Annotated in this window: 16 protein-coding genes and 1 pseudogene; 6 read left to right on the top strand and 11 right to left on the bottom strand. The window is 44.8% G+C overall.

Going from position 1 to position 19450, the window contains the following annotated elements; all coding sequences use genetic code 11:
- Positions 1 to 369: 369 nt before the first annotated feature.
- Positions 370 to 2091 carry a solute:sodium symporter family transporter gene (locus ITG12_RS00545; RefSeq protein WP_038876096.1) on the bottom strand — a complete coding sequence of 574 codons (1722 nt, stop codon included), beginning with the start codon at positions 2089 to 2091 and terminating at the stop codon, positions 370 to 372.
- Positions 2092 to 2224: 133 nt separating this feature from the next.
- Positions 2225 to 4327 carry an alpha-galactosidase gene (locus ITG12_RS00550; RefSeq protein ID WP_038876098.1) on the bottom strand — a complete coding sequence of 701 codons (2103 nt, stop codon included), beginning with the start codon at positions 4325 to 4327 and terminating at the stop codon, positions 2225 to 2227.
- A gap of 232 nt (positions 4328 to 4559) precedes the next feature.
- Here ITG12_RS00550 and ITG12_RS00555 point away from each other — a divergent pair, with 232 nt between their 5' ends.
- Entirely contained in the window at positions 4560 to 5621 is a 1062-nt protein-coding gene (locus tag ITG12_RS00555; protein ID WP_038876100.1) for a LacI family DNA-binding transcriptional regulator, read from the top strand.
- 271 nt (positions 5622 to 5892) lie between these two features.
- Here the strand turns inward: ITG12_RS00555 and ITG12_RS00560 are convergent.
- The 3 genes and pseudogenes from ITG12_RS00560 to ITG12_RS00570 all read right to left on the bottom strand — a co-directional run bounded on the left by ITG12_RS00560 (position 5893) and on the right by ITG12_RS00570 (position 7744).
- Positions 5893 to 6907, bottom strand: a pseudogene (locus ITG12_RS00560) (IS110 family transposase).
- A 106-nt stretch (positions 6908 to 7013) separates the two neighbouring features.
- On the bottom strand, positions 7014 to 7313 hold the full coding sequence (locus tag ITG12_RS00565) for a hypothetical protein (RefSeq protein ID WP_038873539.1): 300 nt from the start codon (positions 7311 to 7313) through the stop codon (positions 7014 to 7016).
- Between the two features lie 200 nt (positions 7314 to 7513).
- On the bottom strand, positions 7514 to 7744 hold the full coding sequence (locus tag ITG12_RS00570; protein WP_038882458.1) for a hypothetical protein: 231 nt from the start codon (positions 7742 to 7744) through the stop codon (positions 7514 to 7516).
- A gap of 177 nt (positions 7745 to 7921) precedes the next feature.
- Here ITG12_RS00570 and ITG12_RS00575 point away from each other — a divergent pair, with 177 nt between their 5' ends.
- The 3 genes from ITG12_RS00575 to ITG12_RS00585 all read left to right on the top strand — a co-directional run bounded on the left by ITG12_RS00575 (position 7922) and on the right by ITG12_RS00585 (position 10073).
- Entirely contained in the window at positions 7922 to 9313 is a 1392-nt protein-coding gene (locus ITG12_RS00575) for a PLP-dependent aminotransferase family protein (RefSeq protein WP_038882457.1), read from the top strand.
- A 98-nt stretch (positions 9314 to 9411) separates the two neighbouring features.
- Positions 9412 to 9633: a hypothetical protein gene (locus ITG12_RS00580; protein ID WP_038882456.1), complete on the top strand. Its 222-nt coding sequence runs from the start codon at positions 9412 to 9414 to the stop codon at positions 9631 to 9633.
- Positions 9634 to 9659: 26 nt separating this feature from the next.
- The gene (locus ITG12_RS00585) at positions 9660 to 10073 is read left to right on the top strand and encodes a hypothetical protein (protein ID WP_038873527.1); all 414 of its coding nucleotides are present in this window, start codon (positions 9660 to 9662) and stop codon (positions 10071 to 10073) included.
- A 92-nt stretch (positions 10074 to 10165) separates the two neighbouring features.
- On the opposite strand, the gene asnS is transcribed toward ITG12_RS00585, so the two are convergent.
- Both asnS and ITG12_RS00595 read right to left on the bottom strand, forming a co-directional pair.
- Entirely contained in the window at positions 10166 to 11566 is a 1401-nt protein-coding gene (gene asnS, locus ITG12_RS00590; RefSeq protein WP_038882455.1) for an asparagine--tRNA ligase, read from the bottom strand.
- A 187-nt stretch (positions 11567 to 11753) separates the two neighbouring features.
- Positions 11754 to 13379 carry a methyl-accepting chemotaxis protein gene (locus tag ITG12_RS00595; RefSeq protein WP_038882454.1) on the bottom strand — a complete coding sequence of 542 codons (1626 nt, stop codon included), beginning with the start codon at positions 13377 to 13379 and terminating at the stop codon, positions 11754 to 11756.
- Between the two features lie 481 nt (positions 13380 to 13860).
- Between ITG12_RS00595 and queD the strand changes: the two genes are divergently transcribed.
- The gene (gene queD / locus ITG12_RS00600; RefSeq protein ID WP_038873519.1) at positions 13861 to 14223 is read left to right on the top strand and encodes a 6-carboxytetrahydropterin synthase QueD; all 363 of its coding nucleotides are present in this window, start codon (positions 13861 to 13863) and stop codon (positions 14221 to 14223) included.
- An 83-nt stretch (positions 14224 to 14306) separates the two neighbouring features.
- Here queD and ITG12_RS00605 read toward each other — a convergent pair whose 3' ends face one another.
- Positions 14307 to 15095: a LuxR C-terminal-related transcriptional regulator gene (locus ITG12_RS00605; protein WP_038882453.1), complete on the bottom strand. Its 789-nt coding sequence runs from the start codon at positions 15093 to 15095 to the stop codon at positions 14307 to 14309.
- Between the two features lie 265 nt (positions 15096 to 15360).
- Between ITG12_RS00605 and ITG12_RS00610 the strand changes: the two genes are divergently transcribed.
- Complete coding sequence (locus tag ITG12_RS00610; protein ID WP_164492046.1) at positions 15361 to 15498, top strand: hypothetical protein; 138 nt, start codon at positions 15361 to 15363, stop codon at positions 15496 to 15498.
- Positions 15499 to 15567: 69 nt separating this feature from the next.
- Here ITG12_RS00610 and ITG12_RS00615 read toward each other — a convergent pair whose 3' ends face one another.
- From ITG12_RS00615 to ITG12_RS00625, 3 genes are all read right to left on the bottom strand, one after another.
- Positions 15568 to 16035, bottom strand: a complete 468-nt coding sequence (locus ITG12_RS00615; RefSeq protein ID WP_038873543.1) for a GNAT family N-acetyltransferase — start codon at positions 16033 to 16035, stop codon at positions 15568 to 15570.
- A 107-nt stretch (positions 16036 to 16142) separates the two neighbouring features.
- Positions 16143 to 17858, bottom strand: a complete 1716-nt coding sequence (locus ITG12_RS00620) for an EAL domain-containing protein (protein ID WP_038881949.1) — start codon at positions 17856 to 17858, stop codon at positions 16143 to 16145.
- A gap of 218 nt (positions 17859 to 18076) precedes the next feature.
- Complete coding sequence (locus tag ITG12_RS00625; RefSeq protein WP_038866452.1) at positions 18077 to 19438, bottom strand: L-serine ammonia-lyase; 1362 nt, start codon at positions 19436 to 19438, stop codon at positions 18077 to 18079.
- Positions 19439 to 19450 lie beyond the last annotated feature (12 nt).

The raw sequence follows: 19450 nt of genomic DNA on the forward strand, positions 1-19450 counted from the left end.
ATAAGGACAGAGAAAGGGAAACGGGGTGCATCTTTAACTTGAAAGTAAAACCGCAATTAGACGCTGCCTAAAAGGGACTTCATTGATCTGAACAGGCCAGCGGAGAGATGATTGCATGAACATCGATATTTCTAGGTTTTATAAGGTCTGATGATGTATTTACATAATTTATTTAAAGTTGCGTTCTAATTATCTTTCTCTATGTATTTGTTCTTCCTGTGTTGCGTTTACCTCGAAAAATCCGAAAGGTTAAAAGTGCCTTTAGGAGACATTTCTTTCCTCAAAAGCTCTTTGTTGATGACGAAGTTTCGGTAGAAAACAAAAATCGGAGCCAGTGCTCCGATTTTTATGTGCGCAATCTAAGTCGACTTAAGGCATGTACATGTCATTGAGCTTTGACACTTCTTTGTGCTTTCTACGTTTGATGAAGTAGTTAGAAACCACACCGAAGATCAAGACCAGACCACAGAAGCCGTACACTTGCATGATAGTCGGATCGCTTGAGACAAAACCGAAGTCTGAAAACATCACGTAAGCGCCCAATACCATGTAGATGATGACCGCTGATGCTTCAAATCGGAATGACCATGGCGTCACATCGATATTCTCATTCACTGGCATTACGTAGTTTGTATCACGCGGCATGAAGTGACCAATCGCAAACATCAGAGCAGTACACACGACGAATAGAATCGCTAATTGGTGTAGGAAGTGGATTGGTGTACCAAAGACCAACTGCATTGCAGCGTAAGAGCTAACAAACACGACCAAAGCAACTTTAGCGGCAATAGCAGGAACGCGTTTTGAAATGTAGCCCACAAACACGATAGTGAAGATAGGCACACTAAAGAAGCCCGCAACCATTTGTAGGTATTGGAACAAGCCTTCCGGTGCGTACATGATGAAAGGGGCAATACAGACCGAAATGATCGCAATGATAACGCCGAAGATACGACCTTTACCGACCAACTCTTCATCCGATTTGTCTTTGCCAAATAGTGGTTTGTAAACGTTCAACGCAAACAAGGTGGTTGAGCTGTTCAATACGCCGTTAAAGGTACTTAGGATAGCGCCGAACATGACCGCAACGAAGAAACCAACAAGCGGCTTAGGTAATACTTCGTTCACCAAGCGTGTGTACATCGTATCTGGGTTGCCCGCATCTGCGCCAAACATATGGAACGCAATGATGCCCGGAATGATTAGGAAAAGTGGAGAGATAACTTTAATTGCACCCGCCAGAATCACGCCTTTCTGACCTTCTTTGAGGTTTTTCGCGCCAAGTGCACGTTGGATAATAGATTGGTCAGTACCCCAGTAGTACAAGTTCACCAACAATAGACCTGTGAATAGGGTAGAGAACGGCAGTGGATCGGTCTCTTTACCGACGGATTGCAGCTTTTCCGGTGCGGCGGTCAGCAATACGTCTAAACCTTCCGTAAAGTTACCGCCGCCTAATGCCATCAGACCAAATACAGGGATCATCAAACCGCCGGTGATCAAGCCAACGCCGTTGATCGTGTCTGCAATTACCACGGCTTTTAGACCGCCGTAAATCGCGTAGAAGAAACCCAACAAACCAATAGTGGCGGAAATCAGGGCGATAGAGCTGAACTCTGAAATGCCCAGCAAAGCTTGCACATCAAAGATTTCGCCCAGTACCACAGCGCCAGCGTAAAGAGTGGTAGGTAGAATGTTGATGACGTATTGGCACAAGAACAACAGGGTAACGAACTTCTTCACCGACATGTCGTAACGGCTTTCTAAGAAGTCTGGAATAGTGGTGATGCCTTGCTTGAGGTAGCGAGGAACAAGCAGCAGCGCAATGATAACCAGTGTAACGCCAGAGGCCACTTCCCAGCCCATCACACTCATGTTGTGGGTGTAGGATTGTGCACTCATGCCAACAAAGCTGGTGGCACTCAGGTTGGTCAGAATCAAGGAGCTGGCAATCAGACCGCCTGTTAAGCTTCGTCCACCAAGGAAGAAGCCGTCTTGAGAGGTGTTTTTATCGTTTTTAACTTTGCTGTAAGTAAACACCACAACAAAGCCTGTAAACAGCAAGAACGAAAGTAATACTGTAATAGACATTTTGTTTCCTTAACAAGTTAAGCAATTAAGTTTTGCTTGTTAGTTGTAGGGTGTCCCTCTAGCGCGTATAGGAGTGTTTTATCAGGAACAACGCGAAGTTGAAACCCGGTCGCTAGAGGGCACAGGTAGAGGTTTAAATTTTCTTAAGATGAACAATGAGCGCCGATTCTGGATCGAGAATCGGAAGCGTCACCCCAATTTCCTTTAAGTTATCGCCACTTAGTGTCAGGGTTTTGTCTAGCCATTGCGGACGTTGTTTCATCAACTGGAAACTGGTTTTTGGCATTTCAACAATCTTGACTTCGTAACGGGCGTTTTCATCCACACCGCTAACGCGAAGTGGAGATGGCAGCGCATGATTTGGCATTGCCAACTGACACACCGTAATCAGCATTTCTTGTCCGTTCTCAACGCCATAGATGTTCTGGTTTTGATCGGCAGGATCGATGCGGAAAGTACGTCCAGAATGAAGCAAATCGCGATACTGTTTGTGCAGTTGAATGTAATGAGCAAACGCTTGTTTTTCTTCCGCGCTTTCTTTTACTGGATCGAGCTCCACACCCATGTGACCACTTAACGCCGTCACGCCACGCATGTTGATCGCATGGCGACGATTGGTTGAGTGACACTCTGCAGGACCAATGTGAGCGCCCATGACTTCAGGTGGGAAGAAGTAGCTCATACCACGTTGAATCGCTTGACGTTCCAGCGCATCGTTACAATCAGAAGCCCAGAAACGGTGAGTGCGTTTAAGGATTTCAACATCAATACGACCACCACCCGATGAACAAGACTCAATTTCAACCGCAGGGTGTGCTGCTTGAAGCTCGTCTAGCAAGCGGTAAAGCGCTTTCGTTTGACCATGCACAGCAGGTTTACCTTGATGCCCAGGTTGAACCAATTCACGGTTCATGTCCCATTTCAGGTAGCCGATGTTGTAACGAGTCAGTAAGTCATTCAAACGCTCAAACAGGTAGTTGAAGCAATCTTGGTTTTGCAAATCCAACACGTATTGCCAGCGGCCTGAAGGTTGGTGGTAGCCTTGCAGACTTAATACCCAATCTGGGTGCTGGCGATAGAGATTTGAGTCTTGGCTGAGCATCTCTGGCTCTACCCAAAGACCAAACTCCATGCCTTTGTTGTTTACGTGCTCGATGACAGGCTCAAGACCATTCGGGTACTTCGTTTCATCCAAGTACCAGTCACCAAGCGCTGCGCGTTCGCCATCACGACCAATGAACCAACCATCGTCAATGATGAAGCGCTCGACACCCATCTCAGCAGCTTCGGTTGCCATCTGCATGATGTATTCAGGTTTGTGCTCGAAGTAGATGCCTTCCCATGTGTTTAAGTGAACAGGGCGAGGTTTGTTGTTTGGAAATTGAATAATATTGGCACGAACAAATTCGTGGAATCGCTCTGATATTCCATTCAAACCCGAGTTACTGTATGTCGCATAAAGCCATGGTGATTGGTAGGCTTCACCGCTTTGTAGACGCTTTTCACCAGACAGTAGCAGTTCACCAGCTTGAACAAAGCGACGACCGTCACTGCGAACATCGGCACGAAGTTGGTGGTTACCACTCCAACCAAGATGGAAGCCCCAAACTTGCCCCAATTGCTCACTAAAGCCATTAGTGCCCGCGAACAAACCTGGGAAGTTTTCGTGAGAGGTGCGACCGCGACGGTTTTCTTGCATAAAGCCACCATGCTCAAAGCTCAAACGCTGAGTTTGAAACTCATGACACCAACGCCCGTGGAACGTCATCAGCTCGTTTGCATGGTTAGGAAGTGGCAGGGTAGAGGAGAGCTTACCCAAGCAATACTCACCGGCTGTCGTGTTTTTTACTGTGATGCGTTTTTGTACCACGTCACTGTTAAAGTCCAGTTGTAGCTCAATCAATAATTCAAGACCCGCAATGTCATCTTGCAGAGTAAATGTCGCGCTGTTGTCATAGTGCTCTATCGATGTGGTTGTGAACACGGGAGCCCAGTCTTCGCCATTGCGATGCCCTTCAATCCCAGGCGCATTAAAGTGACCGCTGCCCAACTCAGGACAAAGTGATAAGGGTACGTCAACATCAAGGCGAGCCTGCGAGATAGGACGCTCGGTTGAGAGCATTAAATCGGGATCGATCTGAGCGATCTTTGCGCCCCAATGAAGGATTTCAGGAACACGATCCACTTTAATGATCATGCTGTGATTCTTGGATTTTAAGTGAACAATTTTTTGCATTCTGTTTCTCTGTTTTCGCAAACATTTAATCTGCAAATAATCATGCGCTTGTTTGGTTTTATTTCGATTGAATAGCCGTTTAAATGTGACTTTGAACAGGTTTTAGAACGTGGTTTTGTGTGCTAGATCTGCTGTTTTCGGGAACATTTTTTCATGTTTTTTACGACATTGTTCACGAGAACATTCGAATGAATTTGGTAGAGTGAACAGTAAATCAGAATAGGAGAACGCAGTGGCAGTTACGTTTAAAGATGTTGCACGGTTAGCTGGAGTATCGACGCAAACCGTGTCGCGCGTAACCAACGGCGCGGATAACGTCGCAGAAGAAACACGAAAGCGAGTCAACGACGCAATCAAAAAGCTTGGCTATGTGCCGAACAAAGGGGCACAAATGTTGAGCCGAGCGAAGTCGCGGATCATCGGTATTGTTTCTTTGGATATCTCACTGCACGGTGTGGCTCTTATTGCTAATGGTGTTCGCAACCAAGCGCATGAGATGGATTATGCGACGGCGCTGGCAGTGTTAGGTGACAACTCCATTGAAGAGTTCCGTAGTGCAATCCGAGAACTCATTGCCCAGCAAGTTGATGCCATTATCATCAACGCCCCGGTGACCAGAGAGATGGCAGAGAACCTAGTGGAGCAGTTCAGTCAGCTCACGCTGGTTTTTATTGATGTTCCCGAGGGGACGCCCGTCAATTCTCTCAGTTGTGACCATAAAGCTGGGGCAAATTTAGCGATCTCTCATTTGATCGAACATAAGCGCGAATCCTTCTTGTGTATTTCTGGCCCCAAGGCATCTACGGCTTCTCAGATTCGTTACCAAGAATGGCAATCACAGATTCAGCAACATGAATTGGTGCAAGCGGCATACTATGAGGGAGATTGGCAAGCAGCCAGTGGCTACAACGCTATTAAAGACGCCGTGTTAAAAGGTGTGCCTTTTGATGCTGTATTGGTGGCGAATGATCAGATGGCGCTTGGCGTGTTATGCGCGCTTTCGGAGGCGGGTATTAATGTACCTAAAACCGTCTCTGTGGTTGGGTTCGATGGCATTCAAGACAGCCAGTTTTTCTCACCCCCTCTGACAACGATTAAGCAAGATTTCAATGAACTTGGACGTAGGGCGGTCAAGTTAGTACTTAGTCAGATGGAAAAAGGGCAAGGCGTTGTGTCAGAAGTATTGCCAATCAGCTTGGTTGAACGACAAAGCACATCAGCAAAGGCGGACACGCTTTATGACAAGCAAGAAATACTGACGCACTTAGAGAACATACGTCGTCTATTACCTTAGTTGAACTGTTAATGAATTTTGCCGTGGTTACAAAAATGTATGGTCCGCCCCGTTATTGCAACTACAATTTAGTAATAACGGAGTTGGTTTGCGCTAATGTATTCGGAGTCCACGTTGGGAACATTAACTTCCCGCTCCACGATGATATCCGCGCCAGATTATCCTTAAAAGCCCCAAAGCAACTAGGTGCTATTTTTTGTATCAGGTTACTAATCTGGCCGTTCGACCGTTTTTGTCATCACGTTCATTGGCGTTGCAAACTTGGTTATGGCTATACAGCCTTAAAAGCTTGGCGGTGGTACAACACCGCCCAAGCTATTCTTGCTAGCTTATTGGCAAGTGCGACTACCACTACATTAAACGGCTTTGTTGCTCGTAAATTGACTAACCAACCTCCAAACACTTTTCCTGTTGTTTCTATCCTAGATAGCACTGGATCTCGCTCCATGTATAAATAGAGCGCGAAGGTGTTTGTTCCCTCGTTTACTCATGCCTAATAACTTTGATTTGCCACCCGTTGAATACTGCCTTGGAACGAGTCCTAGCCATGCAGCCATCTCGCGACCTCCACCAAAGTTTGAAGGAGAACTGATATTGGCCACACACAACGTTGCTGTTAAATCACCAATACCAGGAATACTCTTCAAAAGTTCAGCATTTTCATTATTTTCAGTAATCGCTTTCAGTTTTCTATCTTGAGTAGATACTTGCTCATTTAGGTATTTATAGTGCTCATGAATCGAGAGCAACTCAGCGACCAGGCTCGGTGGTAACTTTATATCTTGCTCGGCCAACCACTGAAATAGCGCTTTCATCTTGGCATGGCCTTTAGGAAAACTCAGCCCAAACTCAAGTAGTATTGCTCCAATTCGGCTCATACAAGCCGTTCGTTCTTTGATATAACCATCCCTCACTCGATGGATAGCTGCGATTACCTGAGCTTCCTCTGACTTGGCAGAGACAAATCTCATGCTTGGTCGACTCGCTGCTTCTGCTATCGCAGCCGCATCAATAAAGTCGTTCTTATTACCTTTGACGTAAGGTTTTACATATTGAGGCGGGATAAGTCGAACTCGATGCCCATAGGCTTCACACTTTCTCGCAAGCCAGTGAGCACCACCACAGGCTTCAAAAGCGATGATGGTAGGTTCAAGTACAGATAAGAAACGGAGTAGTTGGCTTCGACTAAACTTACGGCGAATAACGTCTTTGCCAGTGTGATTGTTGCCAACCGCATGAAAGCAGTGCTTGCCTAAATCGATACCTAAGATGTGAATGGTAGACATATGGTTCACCTCGTTCTGAGAGCCTACTCTAAGCGTAGGGCTTGAGAGTGAGGCGGACCATATAATTAGCCCCGTCCATGCGGGGCTCTATCAGGAATCGCTAAGTTTACTTCTTCAGATTCATTTCTGATTCTACAGCGTTGGTTTCGATGTCTGGGTTAGAAGACAGTTTGCCTGTTGCCCAGTCATTCATGTGTTTTAGAATAGCTTTTAACGCATGTTTTTCAGTCGGCGCTTCTGATGTTTCAACTTCAATTTTTTGCTTAGGGTGAGAACCCGTTGCGTCTTCAGCCACGTGCAACCAATCTGGGTGCCAGTAATAAGGTTGACCTGATGGTGTGCTCCATGCATGAACACCGTTGGTTTCGCCTTTGTATTGGATGTCGTTTTCGTTGTACTTAGTCATTATTATCGTCTCTCATAGTCATGAGTTGAGGTGTGCATCACCATTACTCTATAAATGTAACAGATGTCATCGAAAATAATGTGACAACTATCTATTAATCTTGTTGATAAATAATCGATTCCGCTGCACAGCTCTCATTCAGGTCAGTTAACGTACTTTTTCTGATAGTAACCCTATTTAAATTAGGTGCTTAGCTCGGTTTACTGACCATTCAAATGCTTGATGATAGCCGCTTTAGCGTGTTCTTCAGTCGCCGTTTCACCAATCGGAACGTCTAAGTCTGCTTTTGGGTGGACTCCGAGTGCATCTTCTGCAATATGTAGCCAATCTGGATGCCAATAATATGGGTTACTTCCTTCTGGATGATCCCGGCTATGAACGCCTTGGTGTACACCTCGGTATGAGAGGTCATCCATCGTAAACATTTTCATCATTTCCTCCCGTGTTGATTTTCATGCCTTTGAAAGTATGGAACATAAATTCTCATTTCGTATAGCGAATTGGTATCACTAAGATTGATTAATTACGTTACGACTTTGATAGTGGTGATATCGGATTGCGGGCGTGAAGTATGCTAAGGTGCCTCGGTAGTGATGAATGAGGGAAACATGAACCGATACCGCCAACTCGCTGAATTGTTCAAAATTCAAATTCAGCAAAATACATGGAGAGCAGGGGAGAAGCTCCCTTCAGTGCGTGTCACCAGCCGTAATCACAATGTTAGTGCAGGGACGGTCTTACAGGCGTATCAACTGCTAGAGGCGCAAGGTTGGGTGAGCGCTAAACCTCAGTCTGGCTATTTTGTTACGGCGGAACTGGAACGTTTAGAACCGAATGACCTAGATAAGAGTCTCTATCGCACTTCGGTAAACGATGAGTTGTATGAGTTCCTTAAACACCAGTCTGCGCCAGAGAGTATTAAGCTTGGATCGGCATTTCCTGATCCGACGTTGTTTCCTCTGGATGCGCTTAACCGCAACCTAGCCAGTTCAGGCCGCAAAATGGGGCCAGAGACACTACTTGATAATCTTCCTCCAGGCAGTGAATCGTTACGCCGTTTAATTGCACAGCGTTATATTCAGCAGGGACTTGTGTTGAGTCATGACGATATTGTCATTACCTCTGGCGCGATGGAAGCGCTAAATTTGAGCCTTCAAGCAGTGACTCGACCTGGTGATACGGTTGTAATTGAAACTCCGACTTTCTATGGGGCTCTTCAAGCGATCGAGCGATTGGGCTTAAACGCGATAACAGTCCGTGTGGATGCTAAGGATGGTCATTCGCTTGAGCAAATAGAGGCTGTGTTTGCCAATCATGATGTGCGTGCTTGTTGGCTAATGACCAATTTCCATAATCCGACCGGAACTTCCCTTAATGACTTGCAAAAGCAAGGAATCGTTGAGTTGGCAAATCGTTACGATGTGTATGTAGTAGAGGATGATGTTTATTCAGAGTTGTATTTTTCAGAGACGAAACCTGCGCCTTTAAAATCGTTTGATACTCAGGAGCGAGTGCTGCATTGCGGTTCATTTTCGAAAAGCTTATGCCCTGGTTATCGGTTAGGTTGGGTAGTAAATAAACGCTTTAACGAGCCGATTCAAAAACTTCAACTCATGTCGACCTTGTCGGGCAGTGCTCCTATTCAACAAGGCGTGGCGCACTATCTGCAAAATGACAGCTATGACAATCATCTTAGAAAGCTGCGCAAAGAATTACAGTTACGCCAAACAAGGTTTGTGGCTTTAATAGATAAATACTTACCTAAATCCGTTGACTATTGTCTTCCTCAAGGCGGGTACTTCATGTGGCTTAAATTACCTCCAAGTTTGAATGGTAAGGCCATTTACCAAGCTCTCATCTCTGATAACGTGACGGTGGCGTATGGCAAGCTTTTCTCTGTTGATGACCAGTATCAAGACTATCTAAGGCTGAACACCTCGCTGCCTGTTGATGAAAACCTAAAACAGGCTATATGCAAATTGGGTGACTTACTTCACTAAAGGAACTGTTTAACGTTTTTTTGGCCTAACTGTACTAAAGCGGTTTACCGGTCATGTGCTTCAATCGATTGTAGAGTAATTGCAATATTGGAGTGACAATGAAAAAACAGTTGGTAAAACATGAAGTAAGATTGGTAGCTGTTGCTATTTTTAGCGCATTTCTGTTGGTATTTGCGCACCTTATTTTGGCGAAGTCTTTCTCGCATATGGCTTGGACAGAGTACACCGCGGCCGTGATCCCTTTCATTATGTTTGGCTTATGTGTGTTGGGCGTTAAGTACGCAGAACATGCAGATAGAGAAGGGGATGGAGAGCAGTAAAATCATGAAAAATTTAGGAAGAGAGAATGAAGAGTGCATGGTTGCTTGCGTTATCTATGATCGCCTTTGGGTGCTCAGCGAAACAAGATGTAGAACCTAAGTCGGTTACCCTAGTCTATGATCACTCAAAATTGACTGCGGAGATACAAGCCGATAATCATTTCGAGGCTCATGTCGATAATGATAAAGAGCGTATCGATTTATCTGGCTTGGTACGGAAACTTCACCCTGACTACCAGTTAGATGTCTTGGTGATTAAGTCTAGTAAGACTCAGCATGCAACAAATCAAATTAGTACGTCATTGTTGATCAAACAAAAAGAGATTGAAAAACCTATTTTGATTGGTGGTGTTTATCAGCATACGGTGGTCAATGACGAGAACAACAACCCGACAGTGACAGAATCAGCCAGTGTGATGAGCGTTAAGTTGAATTTATAGTAGTTGGCAACGGAACCTATCTGTGAGATCCGCGACAAAATAAAAGACCTCCACATGGGAGGTCTTTTTAATTCTGTATCACTCGGTGGTGATTAGAAGTTCGCAGAGCGAGGTGTACGTGGGAACGGGATAACGTCACGTACGTTGCCCATACCAGTCACGTAAGAGACTAAACGCTCAAAGCCTAGACCAAAGCCAGCGTGTGGCACTGTGCCGTATTTACGTAGGTCACGGTACCAGCTCATGTGTTCTGGGTCGATACCCACTTCACGCATGCGCTCGTCTAGGATGTCTAAACGTTCTTCACGCTGAGAACCACCGATGATTTCACCGATGCCCGGTGCTAGTACGTCCATTGCAGCTACCGTCTTACCGTCATCGTTAGCACGCATGTAGAATGCTTTGATGTCTTTCGGGTAGTTCTTCACGATTACTGGCGCTTTGAAGTGCTCTTCCGCAAGGAAACGCTCGTGCTCAGAAGACATGTCGATACCCCATTCAACTGGGAATTCGAATTCACGACCTGAATCAAGAAGGATCTGGATTGCGTCAGTGTAGTCTACTTGTGCAAAGTCAGAAGATACGAATTGCTCTAGACGAGTGATTGCTTCTTTGTCGATGCGTTGAGCAAAGAACTCAAGGTCATCACGACACTCAGCAAGAACCGCTTTGAACACGAATTTCAGCATGTCTTCAGCCAGTTTCGCTACGTCATCCAGTTCTGCGAACGCAACTTCAGGTTCAACCATCCAGAATTCCGCTAGGTGGCGGCTGGTGTTTGAGTTTTCAGCGCGGAAAGTTGGACCGAACGTGTAAACTTTACTTAGTGCACAAGCGTAAGCTTCTGCGTTTAGCTGGCCAGATACGGTTAGGAACGTCTCTTTACCGAAGAAGTCTTCGTTGTAGTCCACTTTACCAGCGTCAGTACGAGGTAGGTTTTCCATGTCTAGCGTAGATACGCGGAACATTTCACCAGCACCTTCTGCATCTGAAGCTGTGATCAACGGCGCAGATACCCAAAAGTAACCTTGCTCATGGTAGAAGCGGTGGATTGCTTGAGATAGGCAGTTACGTACACGTGCTACCGCACCGATTACGTTTGTGCGCGGACGTAGGTGCGCCACTTCACGTAGGTACTCGATAGAGTGACGAGTTTTTGCCATTGGGTAAGTGTCAGCATCTTCAACCCAACCAACTACTTTAACGTCAGTCGCGGCTAGTTCGAAGTCTTGGCCTTTCGCAGGAGAGGCAACAATCTTACCAGTTACTTCAACAGAGCAGCCAGTGGTTAGCTTAAGTACTTCGTCGTCGTAATTATTAAGATTATTAGGGACCACGGCCTGAATCGGGTCGAAACAAGAGCCGTCATAAATGGCAAGGAAAGAGATTCCAGCTTTGGAATCACGACGTGAACGGATCCAGCCACGAACAGTTACTTCACTGTCTACTGCTAGCTGACCTTTCAAAACGTCTGATACAGGCGCGTAAGTCATGTTTGAAATATTCTCCATTGAGGTAAAAATTCAACTCAACACTTACTACATTGCTTGCTTTAAACGGCTTTGTTTAAAAAACGAGCGAAGCGTTGAATTGGATAGAATTTTACAGATTCATCGGGACATATTACCTGTCAATTCGTCAGCTTCAACCTTTATATTCAATTTGGAGGGGAGAAATTTCTTATTTACTTGCCCTTTGTTCCTCAGACAGCGTAAATTGGTTAAGTAATAGCTCTAGACGTTCCGAAAGCTGCTCCAAATCAACGCTGATGTCACGTGTGTGAGATGCAGATTGCGAAGTTTCATTCGCGTGTCTTGTGATGGTGTCGACTTTCAACTGAATGTGTTTGCTCACCTCTGACGTCGTTTGTGTTTGATGTTGAATGTTTTCTGCATGTCTCAAAACTTGATGCATTTCGTCTACTACATCGCGCATGGTTTCGGAGAGCGCTTCGACATCGACGGAACGCTGATGAGCAAACTGGCACACATTATCGACCGAAGTGAGCGACTCTTCACTGCCTTGTTGAAATTGCACGATGATGCTTTCTATATTGCTGGTCGCTTGCGCTGTCCGAGATGCAAGGTTACGGACTTCATCTGCGACAACGGCAAATCCACGGCCTTGGTCACCTGCACGAGCTGCTTCAATTGCGGCATTGAGAGCCAGTAGGTTGGTTTGTTCCGCAATACCTTTGATGACACCCAGGATGGATGATACTTCTGCGGTTTGTTGATTCAATGTTGTGATCTTCTCGCGCACCTTGTCGATATCGGTCACTAGGTTCTTGATGTCTTCACTTACATGGTGCGCTTGACCAGCACTGGCGGTTGCGACATCAACTGTATGGTTGACCAACGTTGTTGCATCAACGGTCGCTTGTTCTACGACACTTTGTTGTTGCAGCATGTCAGTGATATTGGTTTGCACTTCATTGGTTTCTACTTGCTGGTTGTCCGCCGCTTCATCGGTAGATTGAGCAACGTCGGTTAAGCGTCCGGCTGACCCCGCCAGTGAATGCGATGTTTCCTGAACTTTGTCCAAGCTTTGTGAAACCGTATCCATAAAGGAATTGATAGAATCCGATAACTGTCCAACTTCGTCTTTTTGCTTATGCTCTAAACGTATGGATAGATCCTTGCTCGCACTGACATTCGACATAAAACGCGACGTCATTTGTATTGGTCTAACGATGATTCTACGAATCAATCCCATGGTAATTAAAAAGCCCACAAACGCGATAACTGACATGATGCCCATTGCAAACATGGCTTGTTTATTGATAAGAGAATTCACATGGCTCATGTTGTATTCCAAGCGGATTGCACCTAACACTTCGCCTTCTGGGGCAATATGGCAAGACACACAATTCGTACCACGATAGTTTTCGCTTGATTTCATCGGCAGTGCAACCACCAAGCCTTTCCCCCAATCCGCACTGAAAGGCTCAATCACCAACTCACCGTTTAATGCTCTCTGGTCAATGTCATCTATCGGTTTTTGATTCGCATCGCCAGCGCCGTAAAATTTAGAGACTGCATCAGCACGAAGTACGCGCACTTGCTCTATGCCTTCTTGAGCGAGCGCTTTTTGTCGTAGGGTTTCTTTTTGCGACATCGTACCGGTGAGCATCATCATATTTAGGCTATCGAAGTAGTTGCTTGCTTTATCGTGTAGTTGTTCACTCAGCACGTCATTAATAAGTGTCTTTTGTTGAAAGTATTGATAGCCAGTCGATGCAGCTAACACGCAAGTGAAGACAACTATCAATGCCAGTAACAGTTTGAAGGTAATCGTTGAGCGCATATTTTTATAAGTGTAATTGGAACGAATTCCACAATATTAAGGGCTTAGCGTGGTATGAGCGATGGATAGGGCGAATGAATGTGACCCTAGACAACGTAGGGTTATGTAAATGTGATGTAAGTAGGGTGTAATCAATGGATTGGCGCTGCGCCAATTTTTAGACGAAGGGGGGCCTAAATTTCAATTATTCTTTCTTGTTTAACCGGTTGTTAACCCGAGGTCGTGTAATCTCTTTTTGTACTCTTAGAGTCGTCAAAGTAGGGAAGTTTGGGGTATGTATGACCCTACTTCATTTTCCTAACCATTTTTCTGGAATCTCCAGATTTGGCAATCTTCAAGATGTTTGGAGGTTGCCGTTTTTTATCAGTTAATCATTCTGAATCAGTGAATCGTTTTCCTCTTTCTCATGTTATTGATAAAGGTTGTCATTAAAGGGTGAATTCCTTAGTATTGCGTGTCTTTTTAAAGCCTGAGAATCAAGATGAAAACAGAATTATACAAAGAGTTTATGTTCGAAGCAGCACATCACCTGCCGCACGTACCGGAAGGTCACAAGTGTGGTCGTTTGCACGGACACTCTTTCTTAGTTCGTCTTTATGTAGAGGGTGAAGTTGACCCGCATACAGGTTGGGTGATTGATTTTTCAGAAATCAAAGCGGCATTCAAACCAACTTACGATCGTTTGGATCATTACTACTTGAATGATATCGAAGGTCTAGAAAACCCAACAAGTGAAGTACTCGCGAAGTGGATTTGGCAAGAGCTTAAGCCAAGTTTGCCGCTACTGAGTAAAGTTGAGATCAAAGAAACTTGTACCGCAGGTTGTATCTACAAAGGCGAATAATTTCGTTCTGTACACAGACAATAAAGGCAAGCCAATCGGCTTGCCTTTTTCGTTTGTTAGCCTGAGATCAGAGACAAAAGAGGTCAGTACCCAATTCCGTTTCGTAGGGCGAATTGGACTAACTCAGAATGAGTTTCTAATTCCAGCATGTCCATCAACCGGTATTTGTGAGACTCAATCGTTCGTGGACTCAAATTAAGCGCTATCGCGATTTGTTTTGCAGACAAGCCGTTGGCTATGTGCCCGAGGACATCACATTGACGACGACTTAGTCTTAACATTTTGTTGTTCTCATTACTCGTCTTCATGTCTGGCTTGTGTAAGCTGCGATGCAACTTAGAGTGCTGCCAATAAGAAAGCCAAACTTGCGAAAGAAATGTGACTTGATTCAATTGGGCTTCATTCAAACCACAACGATTTTCGCCAAAAATAGTAAATGAAACGCCACCCCAGCGTTGACCAAACTGACTCAGTGGGATGGTGTAATGGCAACATGCGCCTTGTGCTGCCAGCATTCTTAGTAATGCCACATCACTACTTTCAAGCGAAGCTCGGTTGAAAATCTGAGTTTGTTCCGAGTTACCGATAAGACGAAGGTACCTCTCGGCGTCTTCTATGCCGACTTGCTCTGCTGTGACGACTTTATGTGGTGGACGTGCGACAGCAAGCGTTTTCCCTTGGTTGAAAAACAGCATTGAGTTGGGAAACATGGTCATTCGATCGATTTCGAACCAGTTCATGGCTTCCGTCATGAATTCGCGAAGTTTGACTTCGCACTTGTCTGCTTCAGAGGAGGTAAGTGATGTTGCTTGCCTCATCATAAGCGCTTCAAAAGTTTCAGCTTCTATTGTCTTACCTATCTCACTGTCCATTAAAACGACTCGTACGGAATGAATTTTATAAATGCAGTAATTTTACTCTACATTCTGACTATCAGATTTTGCAAAATGTCGGTGCTTTATTTCGAACTTCTTGGAATAACGCACATGCTTCCTATTTGGTGAATGGGTGGGGGAAGATCTATTCTAAACCTAAATATTACACCTTTATAGGCAGATACACAGACTTTAAGTATAGGTTTTTGGCGAGCAGCTGTTTCAAATTTGGCTAATTTTATCGCCATCCGGAGGGGTAACAATGAAAATGATGAAGCTTCGCTACCGTGCAGGGGCGTATGGTAAATGGGTTGAAGTAGTGGTGTCTGCGTTTGTTGCAGAAGAGTTAGCAAAGGAGTACACCGGTTACGGCTGGCAAGCGGAAGTCGTAACGGTATGATTTTGGGAGGAAGGCAGGTGTGCTAATTACCCTGCCTTTACAACATAAATAACATCGATGCCTAATCTATCAGTTCAGAGAATGACGCAAGATCAGCGCTTTTCCACTCTCTTCATAAATTGTCTTTTGGGTGTTATCGAACCCTGCCGATTCAAACAATCTAATTCCAATGTCATTACTACTAGATACTGTCGCACACACAGAGCTGCTTTCAGTGTCAATCGCGTAGCCATAGATCATCAGTTTTTGTAGCGTTGCTTTTCCAATTCCTTGCTGTTGAAAGCGCTTATCGACCATAAGATAGCTTAAACCCAATTCATGGCGTTTGGCAAAGGGAGCGTGTTGGGCGAAGGCTTTGTCTATCACTAAATATCCGACAATAAGATAGTCATGAAAGATGGTATAAAACACTTCTGACTTACTACGTTGCTGGTAAGCCTGTTCAAATGGCTTAAAAAATCCTTTTTGATCTTCTTGCACTTCCAGTTGCATCAAGCTGGCAAAATCTTTCAGCTTGGCAGGTTTAATGGCGATCATGGTCTGAATCTGTTCAGAGGCGGTAAACACAATACCGCCATTATAGTTGTGGACATTAAAAGGACGCAATCTGGTTCCGTGTGGATTTTGCTATTAAATAGAGGTCGCTAGCGACAAAGCGGATAATAAAAGCCTTGATGAATGTGCGCACCAAGTGTGGTTAGTAAATGGGCACATTCTGCGGTCTCCACACCTTCTACGATGACTGCACAGTGGTATGTGTGTCCCATCGCAATAAGCTGACGTAACGTCTCTACTTTTTTGTCGTCTTGCTTCAGGTTGATAACAAACAAACGGTCAATCTTGAGATAACTTGGCGTAATTTGACTGATGAGCTCGACATTGTTGTTACCAGTCCCGAAATCATCAATGCTGATTTTGCACCCGATGGCTTTGAGCTTGTTGATGTTATTGAAGATCTCCTGCGTATAGTACATCGACGCATTTTCTGTGATTTCAATCGTCAGAAGTGAACAGTCCAATTGAGCCAATAAGCGATACAAGCGTGTGAAATTACGCTTTTCCAGTAGAGAAGGGCACACGTTGATACTCAGAGGAGCGAGTAAGGATTTTGATTTGCCATACACGAGCCTGATGACCAATAAGGTATGATTGATTAGAAATCCATTGGCGATTAATGACTCAATAAACTTTTGAGTGTTTTTAACCTTAAAGCGCGATAGGACTTCATAGTGGATATTCTGTCGATTTGATGTGTTGTGGATAGGTTCAAGTTTGAGATTGAACTGACGGATAGCCCAAAGGTAAGTGGCTAATGAGCGAAGTTTGTTATGTCTAAAGGCAAGCATTAGAATAAAGCTCAAAACAAGGATGCTACTAATAGGCCCTTTTACGTAATACACCTCTTTGTAACCGTTTTCGTTGACGTTATACAAGAACGATTGCCCGTTGGTATCGCCAATTTCTAGCGCTGTGCCAGTATTGGTACACACTTTCATGCCAGACAAAAACATGCGAGACATATGGCTCTCAAAGCTATTCGATACATTCACGTTTTTTACTCTGACGAGGACTTGTGCACCGTTAAATATAAACGAATGGGTTGTGTAGCTTTCGTTGTTTAACCAGCTTTCTCTGTCTTTTTTGTTCACTGGGACCACTGCTTCTGGCGTGACTAGACAACGAATGTTGTGCTTGTCGATCATCAATGCTGACTCGACTAATTGAACATTATCAAATAAGCCTTTTAATTGGTCTTCATGCCCAAAACAACTCTGTTGCGCGAGATCTTGTGCGAAGTTCATTGCATCATCAAAATAGTTTTGCTTAACAATCGTCCCGATGCTGTAAAAACAAATGGCAATATACAGCGCGATGGTAAAGCCAATAAAGCACAACAAATTCAGGTATAGCGCTCTACTACGTAAGCAAATAGCAGCGGCCATTCTTACGCTATGAACGGCTTGCTGGTGGATTCTCGCTTGTTGAAGAAGCCCATCTTTTTGTGCGTGTTGGCTATCGTATGGCACAAAATATCCCTTTCGGTGAATGTTTTCGATGAGAGACTTTTGGGTCTCTATATGATTCTTTGTTAGTTGCCTGAACTTTTTCCTTATGGACGCAACAGCGTTCTTAAATCCATTTTCCGGCAACATCAAGTGATGTTGCGCTGACAACTTCTTTTCGATTTTCCTCTGGCTAATAGGCGCGTTTAGGCTCCCAAAAGCGGCAATGGTACTAAGGATTAAGTATTCGATTCTGCTTACGGGAATAGAAGAGTGGATGGAGTTATTGAGCTGTAATGAAAGTTCTTTTTCGGACAAGCAAACGCAGATTTGGTTTCCAAGTTCAAACCTAATCATGTGTTAAAGCGCTCCAGGATTAATTTTTGAATACGTTATCAATATTGAGATAGCAGGTATGTGACCTTCTACGGGCATATCCTAAACTTCTGGATATAGTGACAATTTTAGATTTTTTTATAAAGCTCAATCCAGAGAGATTTTACATGGGGAAAGATCTTTAGGCGAAAAAAAGCCCGAGCGAGTTGCTCGGGCTTCTGATGGGAGAGGTTGGGAGATTAGCAGATAACTTTTACTGCTAGGCCGCCTTGAGATGTCTCACGGTACTTTGCGTTCATGTCTTTACCTGTCTCTAGCATAGTTTCGATAACCTTATCTAGAGAAACTGTCGGTGCAGATGAGCGACGCAGTGCCATACGAGTTGAGTTGATCGCTTTTACTGCCGCGATACCGTTACGCTCGATACACGGAACCTGTACCTGACCTGCAACAGGGTCACACGTTAGGCCTAGGTTGTGCTCCATTGCGATCTCTGCTGCCATACATACTTGCTCTGGGCTACCACCCATAAGCTCAGCAAGACCAGCTGCAGCCATAGAACATGCCACACCAACTTCACCTTGACAGCCAACTTCTGCGCCAGAGATAGACGCGTTGCGTTTGTAAAGACCACCGATCGCGCCAGAAGCGGCGAAGTAACGGATGTAATCTTTTTCAGTCACGGTTTGGATGAACTTGTCGTAGTAAGCCAGTACCGCAGGGATGATGCCACATGCGCCGTTTGTTGGTGCTGTCACAACACGACCACCTGCTGCGTTCTCTTCGTTTACTGCGAAAGCGAACATGTTTACCCAGTCAACAACCGACATTGGATCGTTTGTTGTTTTTTCAGAAGTAAGCAGTTGCTGACGAAGTGCTGCTGCACGACGAGGTACGCGTAGTGGACCAGGCAGAATACCTTCTTCGTTCATACCACGATCCATACATTCGCGCATGGTGCGCCAGATGTTCGCGAAGTAAGTACGAGTCTCTTCATCAGAGTGCAGAGAGTGTTCGTTTTTCATCACAAGTGCACTAATAGAAAGACCACTTTCTTTACACTGGTTAACGAGCTCTTCTGCTGTTGTGTATTCGTAAGGAACCTTGATTGGGTTCTCAATCTCTTTACCGAAGTTTTCTTCATCAACGATGAAGCCGCCACCGATAGAGTAGTACGTCTTTGAGTACACTTTTTCGTCTTCGATCCACGCGTGGATCTGCATGCCGTTTTCATGTAGCTCAAGGTTAGTAGTATGGAAGTTCATACCACCGTCTTTCGGGAACGATACTGTGTGACAGTGCATGCCAACAGGAAGGCGTTCAGTTTCTTCTACTCGAGCGATGAAGCCCGGAATAGAGTCGATATCAACTTTCTCAGGGGAGTTGCCTGCAAGACCCATGATGATGGCGATATCCGTGTGGTGACCTTTCCCTGTCAGTGATAGTGAACCATAAACGTCAACGGTGATTTTAGTGATGTCGCGCAGTTTTCCCATAGCACGAAGGTCATCAATAAACTCTTTACCCGCTTTCATTGGACCTACAGTATGTGAGCTTGAAGGACCAACACCGATCTTATAGATATCAAAAACACTAATCATATCGATTACCTC

This window comes from Vibrio sp. ED002 (assembly GCF_023277445.1).
Taxonomy (GTDB): domain Bacteria; phylum Pseudomonadota; class Gammaproteobacteria; order Enterobacterales; family Vibrionaceae; genus Vibrio; species Vibrio jasicida.

Excerpts from the sequence above, each read along its gene's own strand:
- ITG12_RS00545 (WP_038876096.1), bottom strand. The coding sequence starts at position 2,091 with ATGTCTATTACAGTATTACTTTCGTTCTTGCTGTTTACAGGCTTTGTT.
- ITG12_RS00550 (WP_038876098.1), bottom strand. The coding sequence starts at position 4,327 with ATGCAAAAAATTGTTCACTTAAAATCCAAGAATCACAGCATGATCATT.
- ITG12_RS00565 (WP_038873539.1), bottom strand. The coding sequence starts at position 7,313 with ATGACTAAGTACAACGAAAACGACATCCAATACAAAGGCGAAACCAAC.
- ITG12_RS00570 (WP_038882458.1), bottom strand. The coding sequence starts at position 7,744 with ATGAAAATGTTTACGATGGATGACCTCTCATACCGAGGTGTACACCAA.
- ITG12_RS00575 (WP_038882457.1), top strand. The coding sequence starts at position 7,922 with ATGAACCGATACCGCCAACTCGCTGAATTGTTCAAAATTCAAATTCAG.
- ITG12_RS00580 (WP_038882456.1), top strand. The coding sequence starts at position 9,412 with ATGAAAAAACAGTTGGTAAAACATGAAGTAAGATTGGTAGCTGTTGCT.
- ITG12_RS00585 (WP_038873527.1), top strand. The coding sequence starts at position 9,660 with ATGAAGAGTGCATGGTTGCTTGCGTTATCTATGATCGCCTTTGGGTGC.
- asnS (WP_038882455.1), bottom strand. The coding sequence starts at position 11,566 with ATGACTTACGCGCCTGTATCAGACGTTTTGAAAGGTCAGCTAGCAGTA.
- ITG12_RS00595 (WP_038882454.1), bottom strand. The coding sequence starts at position 13,379 with ATGCGCTCAACGATTACCTTCAAACTGTTACTGGCATTGATAGTTGTC.
- queD (WP_038873519.1), top strand. The coding sequence starts at position 13,861 with ATGAAAACAGAATTATACAAAGAGTTTATGTTCGAAGCAGCACATCAC.
- ITG12_RS00605 (WP_038882453.1), bottom strand. The coding sequence starts at position 15,095 with ATGGACAGTGAGATAGGTAAGACAATAGAAGCTGAAACTTTTGAAGCG.
- ITG12_RS00610 (WP_164492046.1), top strand. The coding sequence starts at position 15,361 with ATGAAAATGATGAAGCTTCGCTACCGTGCAGGGGCGTATGGTAAATGG.
- ITG12_RS00615 (WP_038873543.1), bottom strand. The coding sequence starts at position 16,035 with ATGATCGCCATTAAACCTGCCAAGCTGAAAGATTTTGCCAGCTTGATG.
- ITG12_RS00620 (WP_038881949.1), bottom strand. The coding sequence starts at position 17,858 with ATGATTAGGTTTGAACTTGGAAACCAAATCTGCGTTTGCTTGTCCGAA.
- ITG12_RS00625 (WP_038866452.1), bottom strand. The coding sequence starts at position 19,438 with ATGATTAGTGTTTTTGATATCTATAAGATCGGTGTTGGTCCTTCAAGC.